This is a genomic window from Sporosarcina sp. GTC18466, from assembly GCF_055389225.1.
Genome location: NZ_AP044037.1, coordinates 1,048,915 through 1,073,045, shown reverse-complemented (window position 1 = coordinate 1,073,045; position 24,131 = coordinate 1,048,915). Strand labels below are relative to the sequence as shown.

The 24,131-nt window shown below is 51.4% G+C and carries 30 protein-coding genes and 1 other annotated feature; of the genes, 21 read left to right on the top strand and 9 right to left on the bottom strand.

Annotation, left to right across the window (positions count from 1 at the left end; genetic code table 11):
• Positions 1-35: 35 nt before the first annotated feature.
• Complete coding sequence (locus ACZ5FK_RS05370; protein WP_464807371.1) at positions 36-221, bottom strand: YjzD family protein; 186 nt, start codon at positions 219-221, stop codon at positions 36-38.
• Between the two features lie 190 nt (positions 222-411).
• Between ACZ5FK_RS05370 and ACZ5FK_RS05365 the strand changes: the two genes are divergently transcribed.
• The 3 genes from ACZ5FK_RS05365 (at position 412) to ACZ5FK_RS05355 (ending at position 2,979) form a co-directional block, all read left to right on the top strand.
• Positions 412-1,344: a beta-ketoacyl-ACP synthase III gene (locus tag ACZ5FK_RS05365; protein WP_464806876.1), complete on the top strand. Its 933-nt coding sequence runs from the start codon at positions 412-414 to the stop codon at positions 1,342-1,344.
• Positions 1,345-1,412: 68 nt separating this feature from the next.
• On the top strand, positions 1,413-2,648 hold the full coding sequence (fabF, locus tag ACZ5FK_RS05360) for a beta-ketoacyl-ACP synthase II (RefSeq protein ID WP_464806875.1): 1,236 nt from the start codon (positions 1,413-1,415) through the stop codon (positions 2,646-2,648).
• A 112-nt stretch (positions 2,649-2,760) separates the two neighbouring features.
• Complete coding sequence (locus ACZ5FK_RS05355) at positions 2,761-2,979, top strand: hypothetical protein (protein WP_464806874.1); 219 nt, start codon at positions 2,761-2,763, stop codon at positions 2,977-2,979.
• Here the strand turns inward: ACZ5FK_RS05355 and trpS are convergent.
• On the bottom strand, positions 2,924-3,922 hold the full coding sequence (trpS, locus tag ACZ5FK_RS05350) for a tryptophan--tRNA ligase (protein WP_464806873.1): 999 nt from the start codon (positions 3,920-3,922) through the stop codon (positions 2,924-2,926). The two genes, ACZ5FK_RS05355 and trpS, sit on opposite strands and share 56 nt — an antisense overlap.
• 42 nt (positions 3,923-3,964) lie before the next feature.
• Positions 3,965-4,176: a binding site (T-box leader), on the bottom strand.
• 158 nt (positions 4,177-4,334) lie between these two features.
• Here trpS and ACZ5FK_RS05345 point away from each other — a divergent pair.
• The 5 genes from ACZ5FK_RS05345 to pepF all read left to right on the top strand — a co-directional run bounded on the left by ACZ5FK_RS05345 (position 4,335) and on the right by pepF (position 10,393).
• Positions 4,335-5,537: a putative glycoside hydrolase gene (locus ACZ5FK_RS05345; RefSeq protein ID WP_464806872.1), complete on the top strand. Its 1,203-nt coding sequence runs from the start codon at positions 4,335-4,337 to the stop codon at positions 5,535-5,537.
• Positions 5,538-5,972: 435 nt separating this feature from the next.
• Positions 5,973-6,371: a transcriptional regulator SpxA gene (spxA, locus tag ACZ5FK_RS05340; protein ID WP_191694934.1), complete on the top strand. Its 399-nt coding sequence runs from the start codon at positions 5,973-5,975 to the stop codon at positions 6,369-6,371.
• 279 nt (positions 6,372-6,650) lie between these two features.
• Positions 6,651-7,292, top strand: a complete 642-nt coding sequence (gene mecA, locus ACZ5FK_RS05335; RefSeq protein ID WP_464806871.1) for an adaptor protein MecA — start codon at positions 6,651-6,653, stop codon at positions 7,290-7,292.
• 92 nt (positions 7,293-7,384) lie between these two features.
• Positions 7,385-8,518 carry a competence protein CoiA gene (locus ACZ5FK_RS05330; protein ID WP_464806870.1) on the top strand — a complete coding sequence of 378 codons (1,134 nt, stop codon included), beginning with the start codon at positions 7,385-7,387 and terminating at the stop codon, positions 8,516-8,518.
• 51 nt (positions 8,519-8,569) lie between these two features.
• Entirely contained in the window at positions 8,570-10,393 is a 1,824-nt protein-coding gene (gene pepF, locus ACZ5FK_RS05325; RefSeq protein WP_464806869.1) for an oligoendopeptidase F, read from the top strand.
• Between the two features lie 674 nt (positions 10,394-11,067).
• Here the strand turns inward: pepF and ACZ5FK_RS05320 are convergent.
• From ACZ5FK_RS05320 to ACZ5FK_RS05310, 3 genes are all read right to left on the bottom strand, one after another.
• On the bottom strand, positions 11,068-11,868 hold the full coding sequence (locus ACZ5FK_RS05320) for a DsbA family protein (protein WP_464806868.1): 801 nt from the start codon (positions 11,866-11,868) through the stop codon (positions 11,068-11,070).
• Positions 11,865-12,257, bottom strand: a complete 393-nt coding sequence (locus ACZ5FK_RS05315) for a globin domain-containing protein (protein WP_464806867.1) — start codon at positions 12,255-12,257, stop codon at positions 11,865-11,867. Before ACZ5FK_RS05315 ends, ACZ5FK_RS05320 begins: the two co-directional genes overlap by 4 nt.
• 83 nt (positions 12,258-12,340) lie before the next feature.
• Positions 12,341-13,036, bottom strand: coding sequence for a lytic transglycosylase domain-containing protein (locus tag ACZ5FK_RS05310; protein ID WP_464806866.1), 696 nt, complete (start codon positions 13,034-13,036; stop codon positions 12,341-12,343).
• 162 nt (positions 13,037-13,198) lie between these two features.
• On the opposite strand from ACZ5FK_RS05310, the gene ACZ5FK_RS05305 reads away from it, so the two are divergent.
• From ACZ5FK_RS05305 to ACZ5FK_RS05290, 4 genes are read left to right on the top strand one after another with little or no spacing between them, the layout of a single operon-like run.
• Positions 13,199-13,585 (top strand): UPF0738 family protein, encoded by a 387-nt coding sequence (locus ACZ5FK_RS05305; protein ID WP_464806865.1) that lies wholly within the window; start codon positions 13,199-13,201, stop codon positions 13,583-13,585.
• A gap of 23 nt (positions 13,586-13,608) precedes the next feature.
• On the top strand, positions 13,609-14,277 hold the full coding sequence (gene yjbM, locus ACZ5FK_RS05300) for a GTP diphosphokinase (protein WP_464806864.1): 669 nt from the start codon (positions 13,609-13,611) through the stop codon (positions 14,275-14,277).
• A gap of 5 nt (positions 14,278-14,282) precedes the next feature.
• Positions 14,283-15,083, top strand: a complete 801-nt coding sequence (locus ACZ5FK_RS05295; protein WP_464806863.1) for an NAD kinase — start codon at positions 14,283-14,285, stop codon at positions 15,081-15,083.
• Between the two features lie 5 nt (positions 15,084-15,088).
• Positions 15,089-15,997, top strand: coding sequence for an RluA family pseudouridine synthase (locus ACZ5FK_RS05290; RefSeq protein WP_464806862.1), 909 nt, complete (start codon positions 15,089-15,091; stop codon positions 15,995-15,997).
• Here ACZ5FK_RS05290 and prpE read toward each other — a convergent pair.
• Entirely contained in the window at positions 15,978-16,721 is a 744-nt protein-coding gene (gene prpE / locus ACZ5FK_RS05285; protein ID WP_464806861.1) for a bis(5'-nucleosyl)-tetraphosphatase PrpE, read from the bottom strand. The two genes, ACZ5FK_RS05290 and prpE, sit on opposite strands and share 20 nt — an antisense overlap.
• A 105-nt stretch (positions 16,722-16,826) precedes the next feature.
• Here prpE and mgtE point away from each other — a divergent pair, with 105 nt between their 5' ends.
• Both mgtE and ACZ5FK_RS05275 read left to right on the top strand, forming a co-directional pair.
• The gene (mgtE, locus tag ACZ5FK_RS05280) at positions 16,827-18,203 is read left to right on the top strand and encodes a magnesium transporter (RefSeq protein WP_464806860.1); all 1,377 of its coding nucleotides are present in this window, start codon (positions 16,827-16,829) and stop codon (positions 18,201-18,203) included.
• 77 nt (positions 18,204-18,280) lie between these two features.
• Complete coding sequence (locus tag ACZ5FK_RS05275) at positions 18,281-18,721, top strand: hypothetical protein (protein WP_464806859.1); 441 nt, start codon at positions 18,281-18,283, stop codon at positions 18,719-18,721.
• 500 nt (positions 18,722-19,221) lie between these two features.
• Here the strand turns inward: ACZ5FK_RS05275 and ACZ5FK_RS05270 are convergent, their stop codons facing one another.
• Positions 19,222-19,776: a CotY/CotZ family spore coat protein gene (locus tag ACZ5FK_RS05270; RefSeq protein ID WP_464806858.1), complete on the bottom strand. Its 555-nt coding sequence runs from the start codon at positions 19,774-19,776 to the stop codon at positions 19,222-19,224.
• A 128-nt stretch (positions 19,777-19,904) separates the two neighbouring features.
• Here ACZ5FK_RS05270 and ACZ5FK_RS05265 point away from each other — a divergent pair, with 128 nt between their 5' ends.
• The 7 genes from ACZ5FK_RS05265 to ACZ5FK_RS05235 all read left to right on the top strand — a co-directional run bounded on the left by ACZ5FK_RS05265 (position 19,905) and on the right by ACZ5FK_RS05235 (position 23,044).
• Positions 19,905-20,300, top strand: coding sequence for a YhcN/YlaJ family sporulation lipoprotein (locus tag ACZ5FK_RS05265; RefSeq protein ID WP_464806857.1), 396 nt, complete (start codon positions 19,905-19,907; stop codon positions 20,298-20,300).
• Complete coding sequence (gene spoVAC, locus ACZ5FK_RS05260; protein ID WP_464806856.1) at positions 20,300-20,755, top strand: stage V sporulation protein AC; 456 nt, start codon at positions 20,300-20,302, stop codon at positions 20,753-20,755. The genes ACZ5FK_RS05265 and spoVAC overlap by 1 nt, the downstream gene beginning before the upstream one ends.
• Positions 20,749-21,753 carry a stage V sporulation protein AD gene (locus tag ACZ5FK_RS05255; protein WP_464806855.1) on the top strand — a complete coding sequence of 335 codons (1,005 nt, stop codon included), beginning with the start codon at positions 20,749-20,751 and terminating at the stop codon, positions 21,751-21,753. The genes spoVAC and ACZ5FK_RS05255 overlap by 7 nt, the downstream gene beginning before the upstream one ends.
• A gap of 9 nt (positions 21,754-21,762) precedes the next feature.
• Positions 21,763-22,125, top strand: coding sequence for a stage V sporulation protein AE (gene spoVAE, locus ACZ5FK_RS05250; RefSeq protein WP_464806854.1), 363 nt, complete (start codon positions 21,763-21,765; stop codon positions 22,123-22,125).
• 202 nt (positions 22,126-22,327) lie between these two features.
• Positions 22,328-22,381 carry a YjcZ family sporulation protein gene (locus ACZ5FK_RS05245; RefSeq protein ID WP_464807370.1) on the top strand — a complete coding sequence of 18 codons (54 nt, stop codon included), beginning with the start codon at positions 22,328-22,330 and terminating at the stop codon, positions 22,379-22,381.
• Positions 22,382-22,397: 16 nt separating this feature from the next.
• On the top strand, positions 22,398-22,649 hold the full coding sequence (locus ACZ5FK_RS05240; RefSeq protein WP_464806853.1) for a stage VI sporulation protein F: 252 nt from the start codon (positions 22,398-22,400) through the stop codon (positions 22,647-22,649).
• Positions 22,650-22,738: 89 nt separating this feature from the next.
• Positions 22,739-23,044, top strand: coding sequence for a hypothetical protein (locus ACZ5FK_RS05235; protein WP_464806852.1), 306 nt, complete (start codon positions 22,739-22,741; stop codon positions 23,042-23,044).
• Positions 23,045-23,139: 95 nt separating this feature from the next.
• Here the strand turns inward: ACZ5FK_RS05235 and ACZ5FK_RS05230 are convergent, their stop codons facing one another.
• Positions 23,140-23,574 (bottom strand): GNAT family N-acetyltransferase, encoded by a 435-nt coding sequence (locus ACZ5FK_RS05230; protein WP_464806851.1) that lies wholly within the window; start codon positions 23,572-23,574, stop codon positions 23,140-23,142.
• A gap of 6 nt (positions 23,575-23,580) precedes the next feature.
• Positions 23,581-24,096, bottom strand: coding sequence for a YjcG family protein (locus ACZ5FK_RS05225; RefSeq protein WP_464806850.1), 516 nt, complete (start codon positions 24,094-24,096; stop codon positions 23,581-23,583).
• Positions 24,097-24,131 lie beyond the last annotated feature (35 nt).

The window sequence follows — 24,131 nt, the reverse complement described above, 5'->3', positions numbered from 1 at the left end:
TCCGCAGATCAGCGGGTGGCTCTTTTGGCATTTTCTTAATGATCCGCGACTGGCTCGTCCGGAATGATTGCGGAAATGAGCAATACAACAATCGCAAGAACAACAGATACGATTACGCCTGCTGTGAAATCGAAAGGCGTAATGTCGGCAATGGAGCCGGTTACATAGTTCACCATTGTCACAAGAAGGAATGACCAGACGAATGTCATGATATATTTCATTACTCTCACCTCAACATACTCTTGACTATAATCCCATTTATCATACCATACGACCGGCCGGGGAGGAACCACTTTATGCCGCGCTGCTATTTTCTTGCGGGAAATGTGACATCATATTGAAAAATCCTTTGACTTCTTTTATAATTAACACCAGGTACTAATAATAGATGATAAGGAACGGGGTATGGAAATGAGCGTAGGATTGATCAGTATTGGCCGATGTGTCCCATCTCATGTTGTGACGAACGCAGACCTTGAAAAGCGGATGGATACGACCGACGAGTGGATACGGACACGCACCGGGATTGAGGAACGCCATATCGCTTCGGACGAAATGGATACATCCGACATGGCGTATGAAGCGGCGCAGGAAGCGATCGAGAAAGCCGGCATCACGCCGGATGAAATCGGCATGATCCTTGTCGCCACAGTGACAGGGGATAAGCCGTTCCCTTCTGTTGCCACAATGATCCAGGAGCGTCTTGGCTGCATGAACGCTGCCGCAATGGACGTTTCAGCCGCCTGCGCAGGATTCATGTATGGCGTCGTGACGGCCAAGCATTTCATCGATGCGGGCACGTACAAATACGTTCTCGTCGTCGGCGTTGAAAAACTGTCCAAGATCACGGACTGGGAAGACCGCAATACGGCCGTTCTGTTCGGAGACGGGGCGGGTGCTGCGATTGTCGGGAACGTGTCCGAAGGCAGAGGGATCCTTTCGTATGACCTCGGCGCAGACGGCCGCGGAGGCAAGCATCTTTACCAGGATAAATACATTTACATGAACGGCCGGGAAGTCTTCAAGTTCGCGGTGCGCCAAATGGGTGAATCAGCAGTGAACGTCATCGAGAAGGCGGGTCTTACAAAAGAAGATGTCGATTACTTGATCCCCCACCAGGCGAATATCCGGATCATGGAATCATCCCGGGAACGTCTCGGCCTGCCGGTTGAGAAAATGTCGAAGAGCGTCCATAAATACGGCAACACATCATCAGCCTCCATCCCGCTTTCGCTGTATGACGATTTGGAGGAAGGCAGAGTGAAAGATGATGATGTCATCGTTCTTGTCGGCTTCGGCGGAGGCCTTACATGGGGCGCCATTTGTATGAAATGGGGAAAATAAAACGCGTTTCCGGTATACTACATCTAGAAGAAGCGTGCAGTTGATATGATGAAGGGGAGAAAACAACGATGGAAAAACGACGTGTAGTAGTGACAGGGATCGGCGCCATTTCGCCGGTCGGCAATACGGCTGAAGATTCCTGGCAAGCGGTCATCAACGGAAAATCCGGCATCGGGCCGCTGACAAGGCTTGACCAGGAGCAATTCCCGGTGAAAGTCGCCGCTGAAGTGAAAGATTTTGATATCGAAGAATACATCTCTCGGAAAGATGCGCGGAAAATGGACCGGTTCACCCATTATGCGCTCGCCGCTTCCATCATGGCGATGAAGGACGCCGGGCTCGAGCTCGACGAGGAGACTGCCCTTCGCACGGGTGTCTGGATCGGCTCCGGCATCGGCGGCATGGAGACGCATGAACAGCAGTTCAAGACGTTCCAGGAGAAAGGGTACCGCCGGGTGAGCCCGTTCTTCGTGCCGATGATGATTCCGGACATGGCATCCGGCCAAGTGTCCATCCATTTCGGCGCGAAAGGCATCAATTCCTGTACTGTTACCGCATGCGCATCCGGCACGAACTCGATCGGCGACGCGTTTGAAGTGATCAAGCGCGGCGATGCGGACGTCATGATCACAGGAGGAACCGAAGCGCCGATCACGACGATGGCGGTCGCTGGATTCTGCTCGAATACGGCACTTTCCCTCAACCCGGATCCAAGTACGGCATCGCGTCCGTTTGATAAGGACCGCGATGGTTTCGTCATCGGGGAAGGCGCGGGGATCTTGATTCTTGAAGAATATGAGCATGCGAAACAACGCGGCGCAAAGATCTATGCTGAAATCGTCGGCTACGGATCGACAGGCGACGCGCACCATATTACAGCGCCGGCACCTGAAGGCGAAGGGGCTGCGCGTGCAATGGAGCAGGCGCTCAAAGAAGCGGAAATCAATCCGGATGCGATCGATTACATCAATGCACACGGCACGAGCACGCCGTACAATGACCTGTTCGAGACGATCGCGGTCAAGACGGTGTTCGGCGACCATGCATACAAACTCGCGATGAGCTCCACGAAGTCGATGACAGGCCACCTTCTGGGCGCGGCGGGCGGCCTCGAAGCGGTCTTCACAGTGAAGGCGCTGCAGGAGGGCATCATGCCGCCGACGACGAACTACGAAACGCCAGATCCGGAGTGCGATCTCGATTACGTGGTGAATGAAGCGCGCAAAGCCGATCTCGGCTATGCGATGAGCAACTCGCTCGGCTTCGGCGGCCATAATGCTTCACTCGTCTTCAAGAAAATCTGATAGAAAAAACGGCCAACCGTCCGGGTTTCCGAGGCGGCTGGCCGTTTTTCTCTTCTGTCGTAAAGAGCCGGGGACAATCATAGGGTAGAAGAAACAGCAAAGGATGGTCGAAGTGACGCGGCTTTTCCTCTTCCTCATGAGCTACGGGCTCATCGTCATCACCGTGACGCATATGATTTTCTATTTGAATTACATCACACTCGGATATGGATGGGGCCAGGTGCTCAGATACATCGTGTCCACGACGGACTTTTACATCTTCCTCGCAGCCGCCGTCATTTTGACAGCCGTCGTCTGCGTCCGAGCCCCATCGCCGCCTCCATCTTTGTAAGTGTCTCACGCGCGATGGCGTCTGCTTTTTCCGCGCCTTCATCCAAATAGCGGTCAAGCTCAGGAGACTCGAGCAGTTCCGCGTATCTTGCCTGGATGGGCGCCAGATGACCGATGATCGTCTCGGCGACGCCCGCTTTGAAAGCGCCATAGCCAAGCCCGTCATACTTCTTCTCGAGTTCCTCGATCGAAGCCCCGCAAAGCGCTGATTCGATAGTCAATAGATTGGATACGCCCGGTTTATTCTCCACATCATACTTTACGAACCCGTCTGAATCGGTGACAGCGCTCTTCACTTTCTTCTCGATCTCTTTCGGCGTGTCCAGGATGGAGATGGTGCCTTTCTTATTCGGGTCCGACTTGCTCATCTTCTTCAGCGGATCCTGGAGCGATTTGATGCGTGCGCCATTTTTCGGAATCCGGAGATCCGGTACCGTCAGCACATCTCTGTACCGCTTATTGAACCGCTCCGCAAGATCGCGCGTCAGCTCGACATGCTGCTTCTGATCATCCCCGACCGGCACGATATTCGTGTTGTATAAAAGGATATCAGCGGCCATGAGGGGCGGATACGTCAGAAGCGCAGCGGAAACCCCTTCCTTGCCGTCTGATTTATCTTTGAACTGCGTCATCCGCTCGAGTTCCCCGATATATGAAATGCACTGCATGATCCATCCGGCCTGTGCATGCGCAGGAACTTCCGATTGGATGAAAAGGATCGCCTTCTCCGGATCGATGCCGCTCGCTATATACAGGGCAGCGAGCGAACGGATCGTCTTTGCCAGCTCATCCGGGTCCTGCTGCACGGTGATCGCATGCTCGTCAACGATGCAGAAAAGACAGTCGTTCGTATGCTGGAGCTCCGTGAACTGCCGGAACGCCCCGATATAATTGCCCAGTGTAACCGTGCCGGTCGGCTGTACGCCTGAAAAGATAGTTGTCATCTTGTTCTCCTCCTTGGAAATAAAAAAACAGCCGTCCCTAAAAAAAGGGACGACTGATCATAGCCGTGGTACCACCCGAATTGCCCGAAGGCCGCTCAGCGCCGTAACGTGGCGGGACGTATGATGCTACCCGGGCTTGCCGCTCGCATCATAAGCTCAGGAACCCAATTCATCATGCGCAGCCGCCTGCTTGCACCAACCGCAGGCTCTCTGTAGACTGGACGCAGGACTACTCTTTCCGTCATCGCGTAAATGTCATTGGTATGTTACATGCGATTATAATACGGGGCGCGGCGGAATGCAACAGGTCGGATTCATGTTTGAAGCAGGAATAATAGGGGAATTGCTAAATGTTGATATCCAAGCGATCGGTAGTTTGGTAGAATTGGAAGTAGTGAAAGGGTGAGCAGACATGAAATTGGCAAGATGGGGGAGCGCGCTGATCCTCGCCGCCTCTTTCGCATTTTCGACGGCCCATGCGGAGGAAAGCGGACAGGCGGAAGACTTTGCGCAGCGTACATATGGATTCAAGGACGTGGATGGAAGCCTGGTCCTGGATTCAAAGTTATTTACATATGATTCGGGCCTTACGTTCGAATATCCGGATGCAGTCCGGGGCATCTACGTCACCGGCCACTCGGCGGGGGGCGCCCGCTTTGAACGGCTGACAAAACTGCTGGACGAGACGGATTTGAACGCCATGGTCATCGACATCAAGGACGACTACGGCAATCTGACATACGTGCCGGCGGATGACTCGCCGCTGAAAGCCATGGATATCGGCAAGCCGTACATCAAAGATCCGCGGGCCATGCTGGAGACATTGGAAGAGAAGAAAATCTATCCGATCGCACGGATTGTCGTCTTCAAAGACAGCGTCCTCGCGGAACAAAAGCCTGAATTATCCTATATGGAAGGCAACGCCCTCTGGAAGAACGGACGCGGCGAGGCATTCGTCAACCCGTTCCTCAAAGAGGTGTGGGACCACAATGTCGAAATTGCAATCGAAGCCGCGAAAATGGGATTCAAGGAGATCCAGTTCGACTACGTCCGTTTCCCGGAAGGGTTTGAAAAGCGCTCCGACACGCTGACATATTCAATGGGCGAGTATAAGGACTCTGAACTCGACTCCGTACAGCGCCGGGTGGAAGCAGTCACTGATTTCGTCGCCTATGCGAATGAACAGCTGAAACCGTATGGCGTTGATGTCGCCGTCGATATCTTCGGCTACTCGGCAACTTTGCCGGAAGCGCCTGGCATCGGCCAGAACTTCTCGAAGATCTCCGAGAATGTCGACGTCATCTCGTCGATGATCTACCCGAGCCACTGGACATCTTACTTCGGCATCGCTAAGCCTGATCTTGAGCCGTATAAGCTGGTGGACGCCTACGCGAAAGTCGAGAATAAAAAACTTGGTGAACTCGAAAATCCACCGGTATCACGCCCTTGGCTGCAGGACTTCTCTGCCCCTTGGCTCGGCAGCGGCAACTTCCTGCGCTACGGCAAAAAGGAAGTCGAAGCGCAGATCAAGGCGCTGAAAGACAATGGCATCAACGAATTCCTCTTGTGGAATGCGGGCAATACGTATACCGAAAACGTGAACTATAAGCAATGATGGGAACCGGGGTGTTTTCGCCCCGGTTTTTTATCGTATGCAAAACCAAACTTTTATTCCCCTGCAGTGAAACTTTCAGGCGCCTAGAAACGTACTAGTAAGAGAAAGGCGGGATCGGCTGCCAAGCAACCGGTTTTTTCATTTTATAATGAGTAAATGAGAAAGCGAAAGAATTGACAAAGATGATGTTTAATTATTTGTCTCAGCGGGTACAACAGTATAGAAAACAAGTTTACGTTAGAAGAACAGCAGAAAACCCCTGACTATTGCGGAAATGTGTCAGGTGAAAAGGATGTAAAATTATTTCTTGAAAAAGTGTATTCATTCCTGTCAAATACGTGTATAATATGAGTCAAGATAAATCTTTTAAAATCATTCTAATGTAACCAATGAAATTTCAACATAAGCAAGCCGACTGAAAAGGAGTGTCAGCGAATGGGAGTCACATTATTTACTTCACCTAGTTGCACATCATGCAGAAAAGCGAAAGCATGGTTGGAGGAACATGATATTCCGTATTCAGAGCGTAACATCTTTTCGGAACCTTTGAATATAGATGAAATCAAACAGATCTTGCGCATGACCGAAGACGGTACAGATGAAATTATTTCAACCCGTTCGAAGATCTTCCAAAAACTGAACGTCGACGTGGAAAGCCTTCCGCTGCAGCGTCTATATGAATTGATCCAGGAACATCCAGGCCTTCTTAGACGGCCGATCATCCTGGATGAAAAAAGGCTCCAGGTAGGGTATAATGAAGATGAGATCCGTCGTTTCCTTCCTAGAAAAGTGAGAGCCTATCAGCTGCTAGAAGCGCGGCGCATGGTAAACTGATTAAAGAAATAGGAAAAAGCTGATAGGGAGTGGAGTTTTCTCGCCATGGCCTTATCAGCTTTTTGATTTCCCCCTTGCTTTCTGGACCGGCGTTCTCTACAATGCTATATAAAACAAAGACTTCTTTTTCGGAGTTTTTGAATAAGATGGTTTATACGTCCTAGGTGAACCCTTTCATATCCTGCCGGACGGTCATATAGTAAGTATAAGCATTGCAGATTGCATGCAAACAAATAGTAAACGGTATAAAAGCCGTTTTTAGGAAGGGAGAGAAAAGGGATGGAAATAGAACGTATAAATGAAAACACAGTAAAATTCTACCTTTCATACGTCGACATTGAAGAACGCGGCTTTACGCGCGAGGAAGTCTGGTACAACCGCGATAAAAGTGAAGAGTTGTTCTGGGAAATGATGGATGAGATTAACGGAGAGACGGAATTTGAAATAGAAGGCCCTCTATGGATCCAAGTCCATGCGATGAACAACGGGATTGAAGTAACTGTGACGCGTGCCCAGATGCCTGAAGGGGAAGATGCAGAAATGCCATTTGGCATGGATGACCCGCGCAAGATGTTCCCGCACGCTCCGGATATGTTCGGGAAAGAAGAGATGGATGAAGTGGATGATGAGCCGGATGAGTGGACGTCCGATATGTTCGTGTTCCAAGAATTTGACGATCTCATTCCACTGGCCGGAAAAATTCCTGCCTATGACATTGGCTCTTCCCTCTATCTTTTCGAAGACAAATATTATTTGCATATCGAATTCGACGAGCAGATGTCCGACACGGTCAAGACAAATATTTGCAGTGTCATGACGGAGTACGGTGCGTTGTCCAACATGACAATCCACCGCCTGGAGGAGTATGGCAAGCCGATCATCGAGTCGGAAGTCTTCGGGACGATCAATAACTTCTTCTGAACCAAATGCATATTCAAGAGAGGCCGCAGCCGCGGTCTCCTTTTTTATTTGCAATACCGAATGGAAGTTCGTATGATGAGGGAGAGGAGGGGATGATCATCTTACTAGCTGTAGATTCCAATGGCGCCATCGTCCATTCACTGGAACGCTCCAAAACGGAGCTGATCCGTTTGCGGCGGACCCGGTCATTCACCTGTCCGCAGTGCGGTGAACCAGTCCAGTTGAAGGCGGGCGATGTCGTCATTCCGCATTTTGCCCATCTGCGTGCATCAGATTGCGAGACATCGTTTTCAGAGGGCGAGACGAAAGAGCATCTGCTCGGGAAAGATCAGTTGCTCAAATGCATCCGGCAAAGCGGCCGCGACGCCGAGCTGGAGCCTTATTTGCCGGATCTGCGGCAACGGCCCGACCTGTTAGCCATGCACGAAGGCCGCCGGCAGCCTATTGAGTTCCAGTGCAGCACGATTCCGCTTTCGGAAGTGGAGGAACGGACGGAAGGATACCGGAACGCAGGAATGGAACCGCTTTGGATTTTGCTTACCCCGGCAAAATTGCAAGCGCTGCCCCTCGGCCTCAATATGATCCGGCTTTCGAAGTTCCAAGAGCACTTTTTAACCCCAACCCATCTTCTTACCTATCACCCCCTTAGTGAATCATTCCATTACTTCAGCGGCCTTCTGCATGTGGCAGGGCAGCGCTATATCGGCATGCATTTGAAGCTGCCCGCCCGGCTGCAGCCGTTCCCCTTCGCGATTCCCCGGCCGCTCACCTTTGAGATGATCCAGCAGTACGCCTCCCTCTATTCCGCCAAGCGGAAGGAGTTTCTAGCAACCCGTATTTTCAACAATCGCAGGGGCGTCAAAAATCCTTTTCTAAGATGCTGTTATACACTCCGGATCCGCCCTGAGAACTTGCCCGGCTGGATCGGGCTGCCGGTGGAAAATGCGGAGTCGTTCAGAGAGCATGATGCGGAATGGCAGCTGCGTCTGCTCGTTGCCATCCGGAACGCAGACTTTCCATTCGGCGCAGCTCCGCTTCGGTTTCTGCACCGTTTCGTCTCCGGCTTCGCAGGCGAGACGGAAAGCCAGACCAGTGCATGTACTGCATATCTCAAGATGCTGGAAGAATGGGGCATCACTTCATTTGAATCAGCAGAAAAACTTGGCGAAAATAAGATTTTGCGCATACTTTCTGATAGATTTCTTGCAAAACAGGCGCGAACTTGAGAAAATGAATTTGATTCGCTTTCCGAAGAAAAGCGAGAAGGAGGAGACAGAATGACAACGGATACAAAGAACAAAGTATTGACACGCGAAGAAGTGAAAGTCGAAGATACATGGCGCCTTGAAGATATTTTCGCGACAGATGAAGCATGGGAACAAGAATACAAAGAACTTGAGGAGCTCACCTCTAAAGCGGAGTCCTTCAAAGGGACATTGCAGGACGGTGCGGATGCTCTGGCAAAAGCCCTTTCCTACCGGAATGAACTCTATGAGCGTCTTGGCAGATTGTATAATTACGCGCACCTGAAGAACGACCAGGATACAACGAACAGCAAGTATCAGGCGATGGAGAGCCGTGCAAGATCACTTTCCGTGAAGGTTTCTACCGCGCTTTCCTACTTCACGCCGGAACTCTTGTCGATTTCAGAAGAGGAACTGAACAGCCTTGCTGCAAACAACGACGACTTGAAGATCTACAAGCATGAGTTTGAGGAATTGAATAAGATGCGCCCGCATATCCTGTCCGCTGACAAGGAAGCGCTTCTCGCGCAAATGCGTGAAGTGGCGGGCAGCCCGTCCAACACATTCAGCATGCTGAACAATGCCGATTTGAAATTCCCGATGATCAAAGACGAGAACGGGGAGGAAGTTGAGCTGTCACACGGCCGCTATATCAACTTCCTGGAGAGCACAGACCCTCGCGTCCGGGAAGAGGCATTCAAAGCGATGTACGGCACGTACGGCGATTTCCGCAACACGTTCGCCTCCACATTGTCCGGGAACGTGAAAAGCCATAACATCAACGCGCGGATCCGCAACTACGAATCCGCACGGCAGGCGGCTTTGTCGGAAAACCATATCCCAGAGGAAGTGTATGACAACCTCGTCGCGACTATCAATAAGAATCTCGGGCTCCTGCACCGCTATGTAGCGCTTCGCAAGAAAGTGCTCGAGCTGAATGAACTTCATATGTGGGATATGTTCACTCCGCTAGTGAAGGATGTCGACATGAAGGTGCCATATGAGGAAGGGAAGCAGACGATGCTGGAGAGCTTCCACCCGCTTGGCGAAGAATATACATCCATCGTAAAAGAAGGCCTTGAGAACCGCTGGGTGGATGTCCGTGAGAACAAAGGGAAGCGTTCCGGCGCCTATTCGTCCGGTGCCTACGGAACAAATCCGTACATCCTCATGAACTGGCAGAACAACATCGATAACATGTTCACATTGGCGCATGAATTCGGCCATAGTGTCCATAGCTACTACTCCCGGAAGAGCCAGCCGTTCATCTATAGCGGCTACTCGATCTTCGTCGCGGAAGTGGCGTCCACAGTGAACGAAGCGATTTTGAACGATCACCTGCTCAAGACGATTGACGACGAGCAGAAACGCATCTACTTGCTGAACCACTGGCTCGACGGGTTCCGTGGAACGGTCTTCCGCCAGACGATGTTCGCCGAGTTCGAGCACTTGATCCACCAGCTCGATCAGCAAGGTGTTCCGCTCACAGCTGACAAGCTGACGGAAGAATATTACGCATTGAACCAGAAGTATTTCGGAGACGCGGTGGAGGAAGACAAGGAGATCGGCCTCGAATGGGCACGGATCCCTCACTTCTACTACAACTACTACGTCTACCAATATGCGACTGGCTTCAGCGCAGCTGTCGCACTCAGCCATCAGATCCTGACGGAAGGGCAGCCGGCAGTCGACCGCTACATCAACAACTTCCTGAAAGCCGGTTCATCCGACTACCCGATCGAAGTGCTGAAAAAAGCGGGCGTCGACATGGCAAGCGCGGCACCGATCGAAGAGGCGTGCAAAGTGTTCGAAGAGCGCCTGAACGAATTGGAAGAGCTATTGAACAAACAATCATAAGCAAGACAAAGCGGCCGCCCTGGGATCATCCCGGGCGGCTGTTTGCGTCTGGAGCCGGACGAAAAAGAGTGAAGATCTATGCGGGTAAACAGGGGGGAGGCCGCAGCAGCGCCAATCCATCCGGCCTGCCGCCAGTTCGCGCTGCACCGCGTCAGTTCTCCCGACTCCGGCGGCAGTGTTCTCAAGCCCCGGCACCAGTTCCCACATCAGCTGCGCCACGCGCTCCTGCATGTACACCAAATCACCATCTCGCGCCCGCTGGACCGTCCTGATACCCAGCGCATCAGCATTCCACAGCTCTCTGTATAATTTTGTATAATCTTGTCGAGTACGTTATATCTCTATAATGAAAAATGAAGCGCTTACATTTTTGACTTCTCATTACTTTTTGGAAAGAGGACCTCTGCAGTGACTACTGCAATAGTGTTTCCGGCAGATCTATTTGTGACATCTATGTGAAATGCATTGTGAAATGTTGACTCAACTATTATTCCGTGATAAATTATAGACGTGAAATAAATCACAAACCAAACATACACCCCTTTTGTTTGAACGTGAACATTTCTCCCATTCCCTTTTAAGGACCATCCCTCTCCCCCAGGAGGGATGGTCTTCGTATGTACATGCATATTTACAGATATACAAAAACCCGATTCCTCGATGGAATCGGGTTTTTACGCCTTTTTTCGCCAAAGTGTCGTCCGCTCTAGTGGAAGCCGCTCCACTTTTTGCTGCAGGAGCCGCTTCTTCAACTCGCGGTCCGCCTCTTTTTCGGAAATGGAATAAATTTCGGCTATTTCATTTGTCGATAATGTATCGAACCGGTTGAAGAGATCATCGAGCTTCGGAGGACATTCCGGGCTTGCAGGACTGCCAAGCAGCTCTTCCAGGATCTGTTCATACACTTCATATTGATACAGCCCGCTTACCATCAGGCCCTCGTCTTCGATATTGCCGTTGAAAAATACGAATGTCGGCGCTTCCTCTACTTCCATTTCATTTGCCAGGTATAAGTCCACTTGAAGAGAACGCATCACATTTTTAGAAGAGAAGTCGCGGATGAACTCATCAACATCCAATTTCAGCCTTTCGGCAATTTCAACGAGTACGGAAAATGAGGTCACATTCCGGTTTTTGAGGAATGTATACTCATACAGTTTGGAAAGGAAGCGGAAGCCCGCGCGTTTTCCTTGGAACTCCGCCGCTTTGACAGCGATGCTCGGAAAGGCGGGATGGCTTTTTTCACAAGCTTTCGAGTCGTCTTGCCCGATGCAGATCATGTTCGTCTTCGGCAATGACGTACGAAGTGCGATTTGGAGCGAGAAATACCGCTCATATTCGATTTGCAGTTTCCGCAGGGCGGGCTGCAGTTCCCAGCAATCTTTGCACAATGGATCGACGAATACATATAGTTCAATCGGCCGCGACTGGGAAGAAGGTGTAACCGGATCTTCCAAAAGAAGCCTTCTGTTCACCGATCATCACCCTCATTCCGGTTCACCATGTGGTTCGCGGTCAAGACGAGCCGTTGATAGTATATCTCGCGGAGAGGGCCGTCAAGGCCGACTTCATCCATCGCTTCAGCCATGCATGAAAGCCATGCCTTAGCCCGCGTCGGTGTGATTGGGAATGGCATATGGCGTGCCTTCATCATCGGATGACCGTGCTCTTCGGTATATAAATTGGGTCCTCCCAAATATTGCGTCTGGAATTGTTTTTGTTTCCGTGCAGTTTCTGTCAGGTCTTTAGGGAAAATCGGATACAGGTCCGGGTGGACAGCAACTTTTTCGTAAAAACGGTCGATAAGTTCCGATAACGTTTCGGCACCGATCTCCTCATAAGGGATCAAAGGTTTTCGAGTCATTTATGTCAATCTCCTTTGCTCTGACTGTAATGACATTTTATCAACGAGGGTATTCTTTCACAAACAAATAGCCTTGCAATGATTTAAACAGTGAGATTTTGATAATGGCCAAGGACCTTTTGGACATACTGCTGTGTCTCTTTGAACGGCGGAATTCCTCCGTATTTCCTTACATTTCCGGGACCTGCGTTATAAGCGGCCAGTGCAAGGCGGACGTCATTGCCGAACTGGTCGAGCATTTGGCGCAGATATTTCGCGCCGCCCATGACGTTCTGCTGCGGATCAAAGCTGTCCGTCACGCCGAGGTGCCGTGCTGTTCCAGGCATCAGCTGCATGAGCCCGGCAGCTCCCGCATGGCTGAGCGCCTTTGGATTGAAGTCACTCTCCTGCTTGATGACAGCGGAGATCAGATTCTCGGGCACGCCGAATCGCTGAGCGGCTTCCTTTATAATATTCGCGATATCACCGGTTTCATGATAGCTGTTTGAAATGGGGGCGGCATTTCCCCGTTGCGTCTCCAAACCGCCTGATAGCATCGCGGGCACGAATACAGGGTTGATCCCGGCGTATTGCAGGGAATCAGTGCCCATGCTGCTGAGCAGGGAGGCGGACTGGGAGGTGAGCGCTTCGGTGATCGAGGAATCGCCCGAGCCCATCAATTCACCGAGCAATTCATCGAAAATCCCTGTTGTCCCTCCTGCGTTTGCGTATGTCTGAACAGAGCCTAATGTCTGCATTGCATTTATATCAAGTAACGTGCGGATCATGTGTGAATCCATACCAATCTTCCTTTCAGGGACTGCTTCTGATGATCTCCCTTAGAGGCGGGAGTCCCTTGCTTCCAGTATACCAAGGATTGAGGTGAATCGCATATTCCAGACTGCATGAAAAGTGCGCATATGGTAGACTGAACGTATGATTACTGAAAGGAAGTAGAACGAATGCGTAAACAAAACGAAGTCGCAAAGACGATCATACAGGAACAAACGATATATTTCTTGCTAGAAGGCACAGCAGGAGAAGGGGGGACACCCTCCGGCAAGATGATCACCGATTCGGACAACGAGGCGTTCGTCTACCTGCTCGAAAAGGAAGACGGCTATACGTACATCCATTTCCCGAAAGATGTCTGGCCGGCGATGGCTGAAGTGCTGACGGAAGGGAAGCGGCCGATCCTGAAGGCGGGAGACGCGGAAACTGAGCTGACAGGATTTAAGGAAGAGCTGGAAATGCTCATTTTCAACATCGAAGGGAACGACAACTACGGAGAGGAATTCACCACTGCTGTCGAAAGCCAATTTGAATCCGTGCTGCAAGGGGCGGAGTAAAGGACGAAGGGAGTGCCGGTCATATGAATGAATGGAAGCAATTTCTCGGACCGTATAAGCAGGCGGTCGCCGAACTGAAAGTGAAATTGAAAGGCCTTCGCTCGCAATTCGAAATAGAAAATGTACATACACCGGTCGAATTCGTCACAGGCCGCCTGAAGCCGCTTGCCAGCATCTATGACAAAACGCTGGAGAAGAAAATTCCGTTCGAGCCTTCCGAAGCACTTGCGAAGGAGCTGCCGGATATTGCGGGCGTCCGCCTCATGTGCCAGTTTGTCGATGATATCGGCAAAGTTGTCCAGATCCTTCGGCAGCGCACCGATATGACGGTTGTCGAGGAACGCGATTACATCTCAAATAAAAAAGCGAGCGGCTATCGGTCGTATCATATGATCATCGAGTACCCGGTGCAGACGATCCACGGGGAGAAGACCATCCTCGCTGAAATCCAGATCCGGACGCTTGCAATGAACTTCTGGGCGTCCATCGAGCATTCCTTGAATTATAAATACCGCGGAGAATTGCCGGACGAGATCAGGCACCGCCTGGAGCGTGCGGCGGAAGCCGCTTTCCGGCTGGATGAGGAGATGTCCCTCATCCGCGACGAAATCCACGACGCCCAGCGTTATTTCAGCACATATAAAGAAACGACGGAACGCGATTACGGCGACCGGAAATGGAAAGGGGAGTAGGGGCCATGAAGTTTGCTATCCAGACGCGGACCGATGAAATATCAGAGCGGCTAAGGGACGAAGCGAAAGGCTATCTCGCTGATTTCGGGCTTGAATATAACGAGGAGGAGCCGGATGTCGTCCTGTCGATCGGCGGCGACGGGACGCTCCTCCATGCGTTCCACAAGTATATCCATCGCCTGGATCATACCGCATTCGTCGGCATCCATACCGGACACCTCGGCTTCTATGCCGATTGGAAACCGATAGAAATCGAAAAGCTCGTCATTTCAATCGCCCGGAAGGAATACGAGACGATCGAGTACCCTTTATTAGAAGTGAGCATCAACTACAGCCATTCCGAAAAGACCGCGACGTATCTTGCGCTCAATGAATCTACAGTCAAATCGCCTGATGTGACGCTCGTCATGGACGTGGAACTCAATGGCCTCCATTTTGAGCGGTTCCGGGGGGACGGCCTCTGCATGTCGACGCCGTCCGGCTCCACCGCGTACAATAAAGCGCTTGGCGGAGCGATCATCCATCCGTCACTCCCAGCGATGCAGCTGACGGAAATGGCGTCGATCAATAACCGGGTGTTCCGTACCGTCGGCTCTCCCCTGATATTGCCCGCACATCATAATTGTGTGCTGCGGCCGGTGAAAGGCCCAGATTTCATGGTGACAATCGATCATCTTCAGCTTCTGCATAAAGGCGTAAAATCGATCGAATACAAAGTGGCGGGGCAGCGCGTGAAGTTTGCCAGATTCCGTCCGTTCCCGTTCTGGAAACGCGTCCACGATTCGTTCATCGCGAGTGAGGACTGATGACAATGGAAGAGAGTCGGTTCCGGCTCGATTTCACAGTTCAGGAAGAGATGCTGCTGCGGGAATTCTTGCGGGAAAAAGGAATCTCCAAAAAGACGCTTGCCGCTACAAAATTCGAAGGCGGCCGCCTTCTCGTCAATGGGACTGAACGGACAGTACGCCACCTGCTTGCACCCGGTGATGCCGTATCTGTCCTGTTTCCAAGAGAGCAGGCGAGCGATGGCCTGTTCGCGCAAGAAGGGCCGCTTGAGATCTTGTATGAGGACGAGGCAATCCTGATTCTTGATAAACCAGCCGGGCAGGCGACGATTCCTTCGAGGGATCAGCCGGATGGCACGATTGCAAACTTCGTCCTCGGCAAATTCAGGCGTGAAGGAGTCGCGAGCACCGTGCATGTCGTCACCCGCCTCGACCGTGATACATCCGGCGTCATATGCATCGCAAAAAACCGGCATATCCATCACCTGCTTAGCGTACAGATGAGTGCGACTGGGTTCGGCCGGCGGTATATCGCGTTTGTGGAAGGCATTCTCCCTGATGAAACGATCTCCATCGAGCAGCCGATTGGCCGGAAAGAAGGGAGCATTATCGAGCGGACGGTCCGGCCTGACGGGCAATATGCCCGGACGGACGTGGAACCGCTCGCTTGTTTTGATGCAGCCGGCTATGCCTATACGGAAGCTGCTTTGACGCTCTATACAGGAAGGACGCATCAGATCCGCGTCCATATGCAGTGGCTCGGCCATCCGCTCGTCGGCGACGACCTGTACGGCGGATCGCTGCAGCTGCTTGGCAGGCAGGCCCTTCATTGCGAAGAGATCCGTTTCCTCCACCCTCTGTCAGGCGAAGCGCAAGTGTTCCGCAGCGCCCTTCCCCGAGATCTGCAGCATCTCGCTAGTCGTCAAAATGAGTGAACTTTTCGGGCATGAAGGGCTGACGGGAAGGGACGGAAGCGACTGTCTTTTCGGGATACCGGACGGCGGTCAGCTTGCCTCCGAACACACAGCCCGTATCGATGTTGACCGTGTTATGGATGAACCGGGCCTCTTCCACCGGGGTATGGCCATAGACGATGAACGGGGCGCCTTTGTAGTGCTTCGCCCAATCACGCCGCTCGGGCCGGCCGTCCTGCATCGTCTTGCCAGTAATATCGCCATAGGTGACAAACGTGCGGATGCTCTTTGAAATTGGGGCTCCAATCATATGTTCATGGATGCCGGCATGTGCGATAATGAGTTGTCCATTTTCGGCCATCACATAGGGCGGCAGCAATTCGTAAAATCTGCGGTACCGCACGAGAAATGCCTCCCTTTCCATCGGCGGCATGGCATCCAGCTCGGCAACAGTCGTCTCCAGGCCATGCGTCAGCTGGACATGATTGCCTTTCGCATACCGATAGAACTTATTGCAGTGGTTCCCGGGCGCATAGTGCAATACTCCCGCATCCTGCATGCCGAACAGGAAAACAAGCGTTTTCAGCGATGCCGGCCCGCGGTCCATCGCGTCCCCGGCAAACGCGAGCTGACGGCCGTCCGGATGTTGCGGAATGCCGTTAATGAGGGAATACCCGAGCTTTTCGATCAGTTCCATCAGCTCCTCAAAGCACCCATGGATGTCACCGATAATATCGTATTTCATCAGAACTGGACTCCTTTCATGAAGAGGATGACAGCTTTAGCGTATCACTAGTATATCTTGATATCATGCCCCGATGCATGGCAGAGTGGAAAGGAAGGTGCAGCCATGACTGAGTTTGAAGAAAACAAAGAAGACATCACGATTGATGAAGAAAAATTGACGAACGCTCTGGAGCGGGATGATATTTGGACGTTCCGCGAGGAGTATCTGTCCCTTCACCCATATGACCGGGCGATTTACTACGAACGGATCACGCCGGAATTACGCGGGCGGATCTACCAATACCTCTCGCCGAAAGAGCTTGCTGAAATATTTGAGACAAGTGAAATCGATGACGGCGAGTACAAAGAGTTCCTTCAGGAGATGGACACGACGTATGCGGCACATATGATTTCGCATATGTTCGTCGATAATGCGGTCGATGTCCTGAAAGAACTTGACAAGTCCCAGATCGCCAGCTATTTGACGCTGATGGATAAGGAAGCGGCGGCGGAGATCAAATCGCTCCTGCACTACGAAGAATATACCGCCGGATCGATCATGACGACGGAATATGTATCCATACCCGAAAACTCGACGGTCCGCTCCGCCATGACCATCCTGCGGAATGAAGCCCCGGGCGCCGAAACGATCTACTACGTGTTCGTCGTCGCGGATGACAACAAACTGACTGGCGTCGTCTCGCTCCGTGATCTGATCATCGCGGAAGAGGACGCGCTGATCCGGGACATCATGAACGACCGTGTCGTCAGCGTGCTCGTTTCTGACGACCAGGAAGACGTCGCGCGGAAGACGCAGGACTATAACTTGCTCGCCGTGCCGGTTGTCGATTTCCAGGATCACCTGCTCGGAATCATCACTGTCGATGACATCATCGACGTCTTGGATGAAGAGGCATCGGACGACTACTCCAAACTCGCCGGTGTCGCGAATATGGATTCGATCGACAAAGACTCCCTGTCCGCAGCCAAAAAGAGGATCCCATGGCTCTTGATCCTGCTGGTCCTCGGCATGCTGACCGCGAACCTGATCGATATGTTCACCGAAACGATTTCGCAGGTCGCCCTGCTGGCCGCATTCATTCCGCTCATTGCGGGAACTGCCGGAAACAGCGGCACCCAGGCGCTTGCCGTCGCGGTCCGCGGAATTGCGACACGCGACATTGAAGAGGAAAGCAAACTGAAGCTGCTCATGAGAGAAGCGGGAACCGGGCTCATTACAGGCCTCATCTGCTGCATCTTCGTCATCGGCCTTATCTTTGTCTGGAAGCATGAGTTCATCATTGCGCTGTTAGTCGGTGCAGCAATCCTCGTTTCCATCTTTGTCGCGACATTGTCGGGATCCTTCATTCCGATCTTCATGCATCGAATGAAAATCGACCCGGCTGTCGCTTCCGGACCGTTCATCACAACGCTGAACGACGTCATCAGTATCCTGATCTATCTGGGGCTGGCGACAACATTCATCAGCAAGCTCACCTGACAAACGTCCGATTTCCGAATGAACTCCCTGAAACCTAGGCGCATATACTGCTAGCAAAGGGGGTACAAATCATTCGCATGCAAAAACCGCTATTGTTTGTACAGGGGCCTCCGGTATATACACGGATCGTCGTTGTGGATGAAGAGAGCACGTCTGTCTTCGTCATGAAAGAGGAGGAGAGAACGGGCTCCCCGGCGAGCGCGGGCTATATCGCCGAACCGCTTCAGGAAGTGGATGACGACTTTGGCATGGAAGAGCGATATGAGGCGCAGCCGGCAATAAGGCCGCATAAAGTCATGGAAACACTTGCGTATCTGAACAATCCATTCCGGCGGCAGGCATACAGTCCGCTCACGTTCATTCTGCCGGATGAACGGATCAAAGGGACCATCCGGAAAATGGAGGAAGATACCATTTGGGTAGATCCCCACGGGGTGGAGACGGATGTCATGACCATTTCAGCGGGTGAAATTGAGTCGATCCTCTGGCGCGGCCAGCCATTTGAAATAAACGACTGAACGGGGCTGTCCAGAAAGTATAGAACTTATTGCAAGGACTTGAAGAAATATTTTTCAAGAGGATATAGAAAATCGCCAGAAACGGCCGACTCCTGCGGGAACAGCACGAGTCCGAGACCCCGCAGTGAAGCGAGGAGGCTCGGGCCGTGCCCGCGGAAAGCGTGCCGGTTCTGGCGATTTTCGTCTTTGTGGACAACTCCGTTTTTTTGGCTGCAAGTGCAGGCTGAACAGGTCAATCTGCCGCGACGGCTATATCGTTCGCTGTTCATCACAAAGAAGCAATCAGTTGTCCAAATGAAGCAACCCTCAGCATTTACGAAGCAAGGCGGCATCCAAACAGCGCAACAACACCCAGCAACAAAGCAACCTGTCCCCCTAACAGAGCAATCACGCCCCGAAACTAAGCAATCTCTTCCGCCGATCCGCTCCCAAGGAACAGCAAAAACGCCGGGGGACCGAGAAATCGGTCCGTCCGGCGCTCACATTAGTCGCTCAGCGAATCACACTTCATCGCACTCGATGAAGACATCACGGATACACTGGATGCCGCAGAAGCAAGTCAAGTCAACTGTGACACAGGAGCCGGTCGCCTCAAAGCGGACAGCGTCGCATACCGCATCAAGGTCAAGTTTACCGTTCTTGAACAAGTCGATGGCTCTGCCTCTCGCATCGCGTGGCTCCAATACTTGCAGAGTCGCACAGCAGTTATCGAAAATATTTTGTACTCTAAAGAATATTGAGAAGCAAGTTGCACACTCTCTAGCACGATTCTGCTCGTTTGTCGTTTCGTTTTCCCTTGCTGCCCGTCTACGGTTGAATAACGCTTTGAATGGATTTCCTTGTTCGTCTAGCAACATGAACACACGTGTGTTTGCGCGCTGGCGTGCTGGGCTGACAAGGCTGCCAAGCGGAGTTAAGAAGCAGTCTGTTCTGCAATCGTCACAGTCGATATCATCCCGGATATCCTGCACGCGTTTGATTGCGCGGACCACTTCACAAATGCAGTTATCGTGACGACGTACATCACTTACGTCTTCATTTCTTCCACATCCCATTCATTCCACCTCCTTTTCAGTTCCCTATACCTTATGCGGCTGCTACATGGGCAGCAGGGCGGACAACACGGGTATGAATAAAGTTTTGCCCTGAATGCCATACTGTGAAAAAAAGGGAGGGGATGGATGTGCGTAAAGGAGTAATCTTCATTCTCCTTTCCATGCTTCTGCTCGCAGGCTGCTCCAAAGATGCTTTCAGGATGGAGAACGGCACGGATGAGAATGGAGAGGCGGCTGAAGCTATCGTGAAGAAGGATAAGCGGATCAAGTCTTCGGCAATCGTCATGCATGATAAGTATCTGCTTGTTGGTGTCCGGGTTGAAACATTTTCCCGGTATAAGAAGAAGAAAGTCGCTAAAGAGCTTGAAAAGAAATTGCAAGAGGAGTTTCCTGACATGAATGTCACTGTGTCCGCTGACAGTAAAATCCTTTATGAGACGAACAAGCTGATCGACAGCGGTGAAAGAAAAGGTAGAAGCACTAAGATCGATAATCTGTTATCACTTTTGAAGGAAGAGACCTGATGAAAAAAGAGAACTATCCGAAGTTTGAGCAACAGCTGTCACCGAAGCCGCCTGTCTTGAAGAATTGCCTGAAAGCATTTCTCACCGGAGGGACCATTTGCCTGATCGGCCAATTTGTTGCGTTGTTCTACATTACATTCTTTGATTTCACGGAGAGGACTGCCAGCAATCCGACTGTGGCGACGATGGTCTTTTTCGCGATGCTGCTCACCGGCTTTGGCCTCTATAAGAAAATTGGCCAGTTTGGCGGGGCGGGTGCCGCTGTTCCGATTACGGGATTTGGGAACGCGGTCGTCTCATCCGCGATTGAGCACCGGACGGAAGGATATGTCCTCGGTGTCGGCGGGAATATATTCAAACTTGCAGGATCTGTCATCCTATACGGCGTCTTTTCCGCGTTTGCGGTCGCCTTGATTAAAACCATCCTTGTGAAATTGGGGGTCGTCTCATGGTGACACGCGGGTGCGTCCAATTCAAATCGACGCCGTCCATCGCTTCGACAGGCGTGGTGGCAGGCCCTTTGGAACAAAAGAAGAGCCCTTTCCAAGATGAGTTCGATAAATTATACGTCAGTGAGCGATGCGGGCTCGATACAAATGAACATGCCCATGCAAAATTAATGGAAGATGCTGTGATGATTGCGCTCAGTAAAGTAAGTGCGGTGCCCGAAGATGCCGATATCCTGCTGACAGGCGACCTCGTCAATCAGATGACACCATCAAATTTCTGTGCGGAATCTTTAGGCATCCCGTTCCTCGGCATGTTCTCCGCGTGTGCGACTTCTGTCTCCTCCATGCTGGCCGCTGCCATGATGACTGAACTGGGCATATCGGAACTTGCCATCGCGGGCTCCTCAAGCCAGCACAATGCAATTGAGAGGCAGTTCAGATATCCGATTGAATACGGTGTGCAAAAAGGGGATGCGGCGCAATGGACCGTGACGGCAGCAGGGGCTGCGGCAATTACTCCATATGCTGCAGGCCTTCCGTGCATTGAACGCGGAACATTTGGCAAAGTCATCGATCTAGGGACGACCGATCCGCTGAACATGGGATCCGCCATGGCGCCGGCAGCGGCGGATACGTTAATGCGTCATTTGGAAGGACACGGCGCATCGCCAAGTGATTACGACGTCATCATGACAGGTGACCTCGGAAAAACAGGCCTCACGATACTGAAAGAACTTGTGAAATTAGAAGGAATAACATATACATCCAATTTCAGGGACGCCGGCCAAGAGTTTTACGGCGGCGACTCCGCTTTTTTTTCAGGAGCAAGCGGCGCCGGCTGTTCGGCGGCAGTCTATTTGAGTCACATCTATAATAAGCTGCTGGCGAGGAAATATAAACGGGTGCTGTTGATTGCAACAGGCGCATTGCTTTCTCCGCTTTCCTTCCAGCAAGGCGATACGATTCCTTGTACAGCACATGCGATCGAACTAACGATGAAATGAGTGGTTCCCATGTATTCAATCTATATTACCGCCTTCATAGTCGGCGGCCTTATCTGTGTAATCGGCCAATTGTTATTTGATGTCTTTAAACTGACTCCCGCACACACCCTTTGCATTCTTGTCGTCACGGGATCGATCCTGGACGGCTTTGGATTATACGAGCCGTTCATCGACTTCGCGGGAGCCGGCGCGACGATTCCTATCACGTCTTTCGGTAATGCCTTGACCCACGGGGCTCTGGCGGAAGCCGAGGCCCATGGATTGATCGGCGTGCTGACAGGCATGTTCGAAGTGACCAGCTCCGGCATCACATCCGCAATCCTTTTCGGATTCATCGCTTCCTTTTTGTTCAGATCGAAAGGGAAGGCCTGAAATATTGTGCATTCGCCCCCTCCAACTCTTCGCCTCCTGCATAGGATAGGTGGAAGGGAAGGAGGGATTTTTAATGGCTGGAGGTTACGGGCCTTGGGGTCCAGGTTGCTTTGGAGGCGGTTATCCTGCAGGATGCGGCGGCGGCTATGGCGGCGGCGGTTACGGCGGCGCAGGCGGCAGATACGGCGGTTCTTCGTTCGTTCTGATCGTCGTACTCTTCATCTTGTTGATCATCGTCGGCAGATCGTTCGTATGAAGGGGGGAGTAAGTGCATGAACGATTCTTTTTTCCGGAAAATCGAATCTAAAACAGGCGTGCCGATGGAGGAAGTGTTTGCACTCGCAAATGCAATCCAATACGCAGATTTCACTGATGAACGGCAAGTGCGCAAAATTGTAAAACGTGTCGGAAAGCTTGCGAACAAAGACGTACCGCCGCATCTGGAAGATCAGCTTGTCAGCTCGATCATGTCAAGCGGCAGTTCGTTCAACATGAGTGACATTCAGCGGATGCTGGGCAATTAAAAAAAATCTCCGGAATAGGTTTTAAATTCAGCGCATATGGATATAGAAGAATAAAGTGCGCCAAAAAACCAATGGAAGGGTGTGGGCTAATGGGCTACCGACTGCCGGTTGAACCAATTCAATCACAAATCTATGCAAACCGTCTCAATGATGAGCGATACGACTTCGCTTATATTGACAGAGTTCAAAAAGTGAATCTTGAACCTGAATTCATGGAACAATATAATCGTGTTATGCAGCAGCATGTACAAATCGCGGAAGAGGGCAGGCAAACGGAACGCACATCCAAGCTCCCGCCAGAAAAAGCTGGTTTTACCTATCCGAATCCTGTGAATCTGTCGCCGGTGATTGCGAGGGTCACGGGTAAAGGCAACGCTGTCAATCAGTATGTGTAATAGAAAAACCTGTTTTGCCTATGCAAAACAGGTTTTTTTCATAAGGAAAGAGGCTGAAAGTCCTTCTGCTGGAGATCGGACGGTTCAGCCTCTTTTTATTCCGCGAAATTCTTTTCCATCGCTCGGTGGGGAATATCCGCATCCATGAATTCTGGGGATGTGACGGCATATCCGAGTTTTTCATAGAATGGAATCGCATACGATTGTGCATTCAGGATGATCCGCTTCATGCCGGCACTTTTTGCATGCTGTTCCAAGGAATGCATGACCAGATTGCCAAGATGTTTCCCGCGATGTTCAGGCAGGATGCAAACACGCTCGACTTTGCCGACTCCCTGCTCGATTTCCCGTATCCGTCCTGCACCGATCGGCTCGCCGTCAGAGTAGACGATAAAATGAGCTGCTGTTTCGTCGTGCTCGTCTATTTCAAGCGTCAAAGGCACGCCTTGCTCCTCGACGAACACTTTTTTCCTCACAAAGAACGCATCGTCCCGTTCACGCTCGTTTGCTGCAATCTGTACTTCGATCAACGTGCCTTACTGCTCCTCATCAAGACGGAATGTTTCATACACAGTCCACGAACCGTCTTCGAGCTGGTACAGGAGATGCATGCGGTCGATCGTCTCGGTATGATCGACGCCGATCATCTTCAATTGGCCGACGATATCATCATGCTCGGTCGGATTCAATTTCTGAGCGATCGTAATATGAGGGACGAACGAATACTCATTGGTAGAGCCGGTGAACACCGAATCTAGATCCTTGTGAAGGCTCATCAGTTCATCATTCGGCGTGACTTTGAAATAGATCGTGTTTGTAATCGGGGCAAACGTACTGACTTTAGAGACGTTCAATTCGAACGGTTTGTTTTTGATAGCGATTTCACGAATTTCTTTAGCCACTTGTTCAATTTCTTTATCATCCGCTTCGAACACATCTTTTAACGTCATATGAGGTGTGATCAGTGCATAGTGGGGGTCATACCGTTTCCGGTAGCCGTTAGCCAAGTCTTGCAAGTTCTTTGAAGGAAATGCGACAACGCCGTATTTCATAATAAAAAACCTCCTTTGGAAAAATGGTGTTTCGG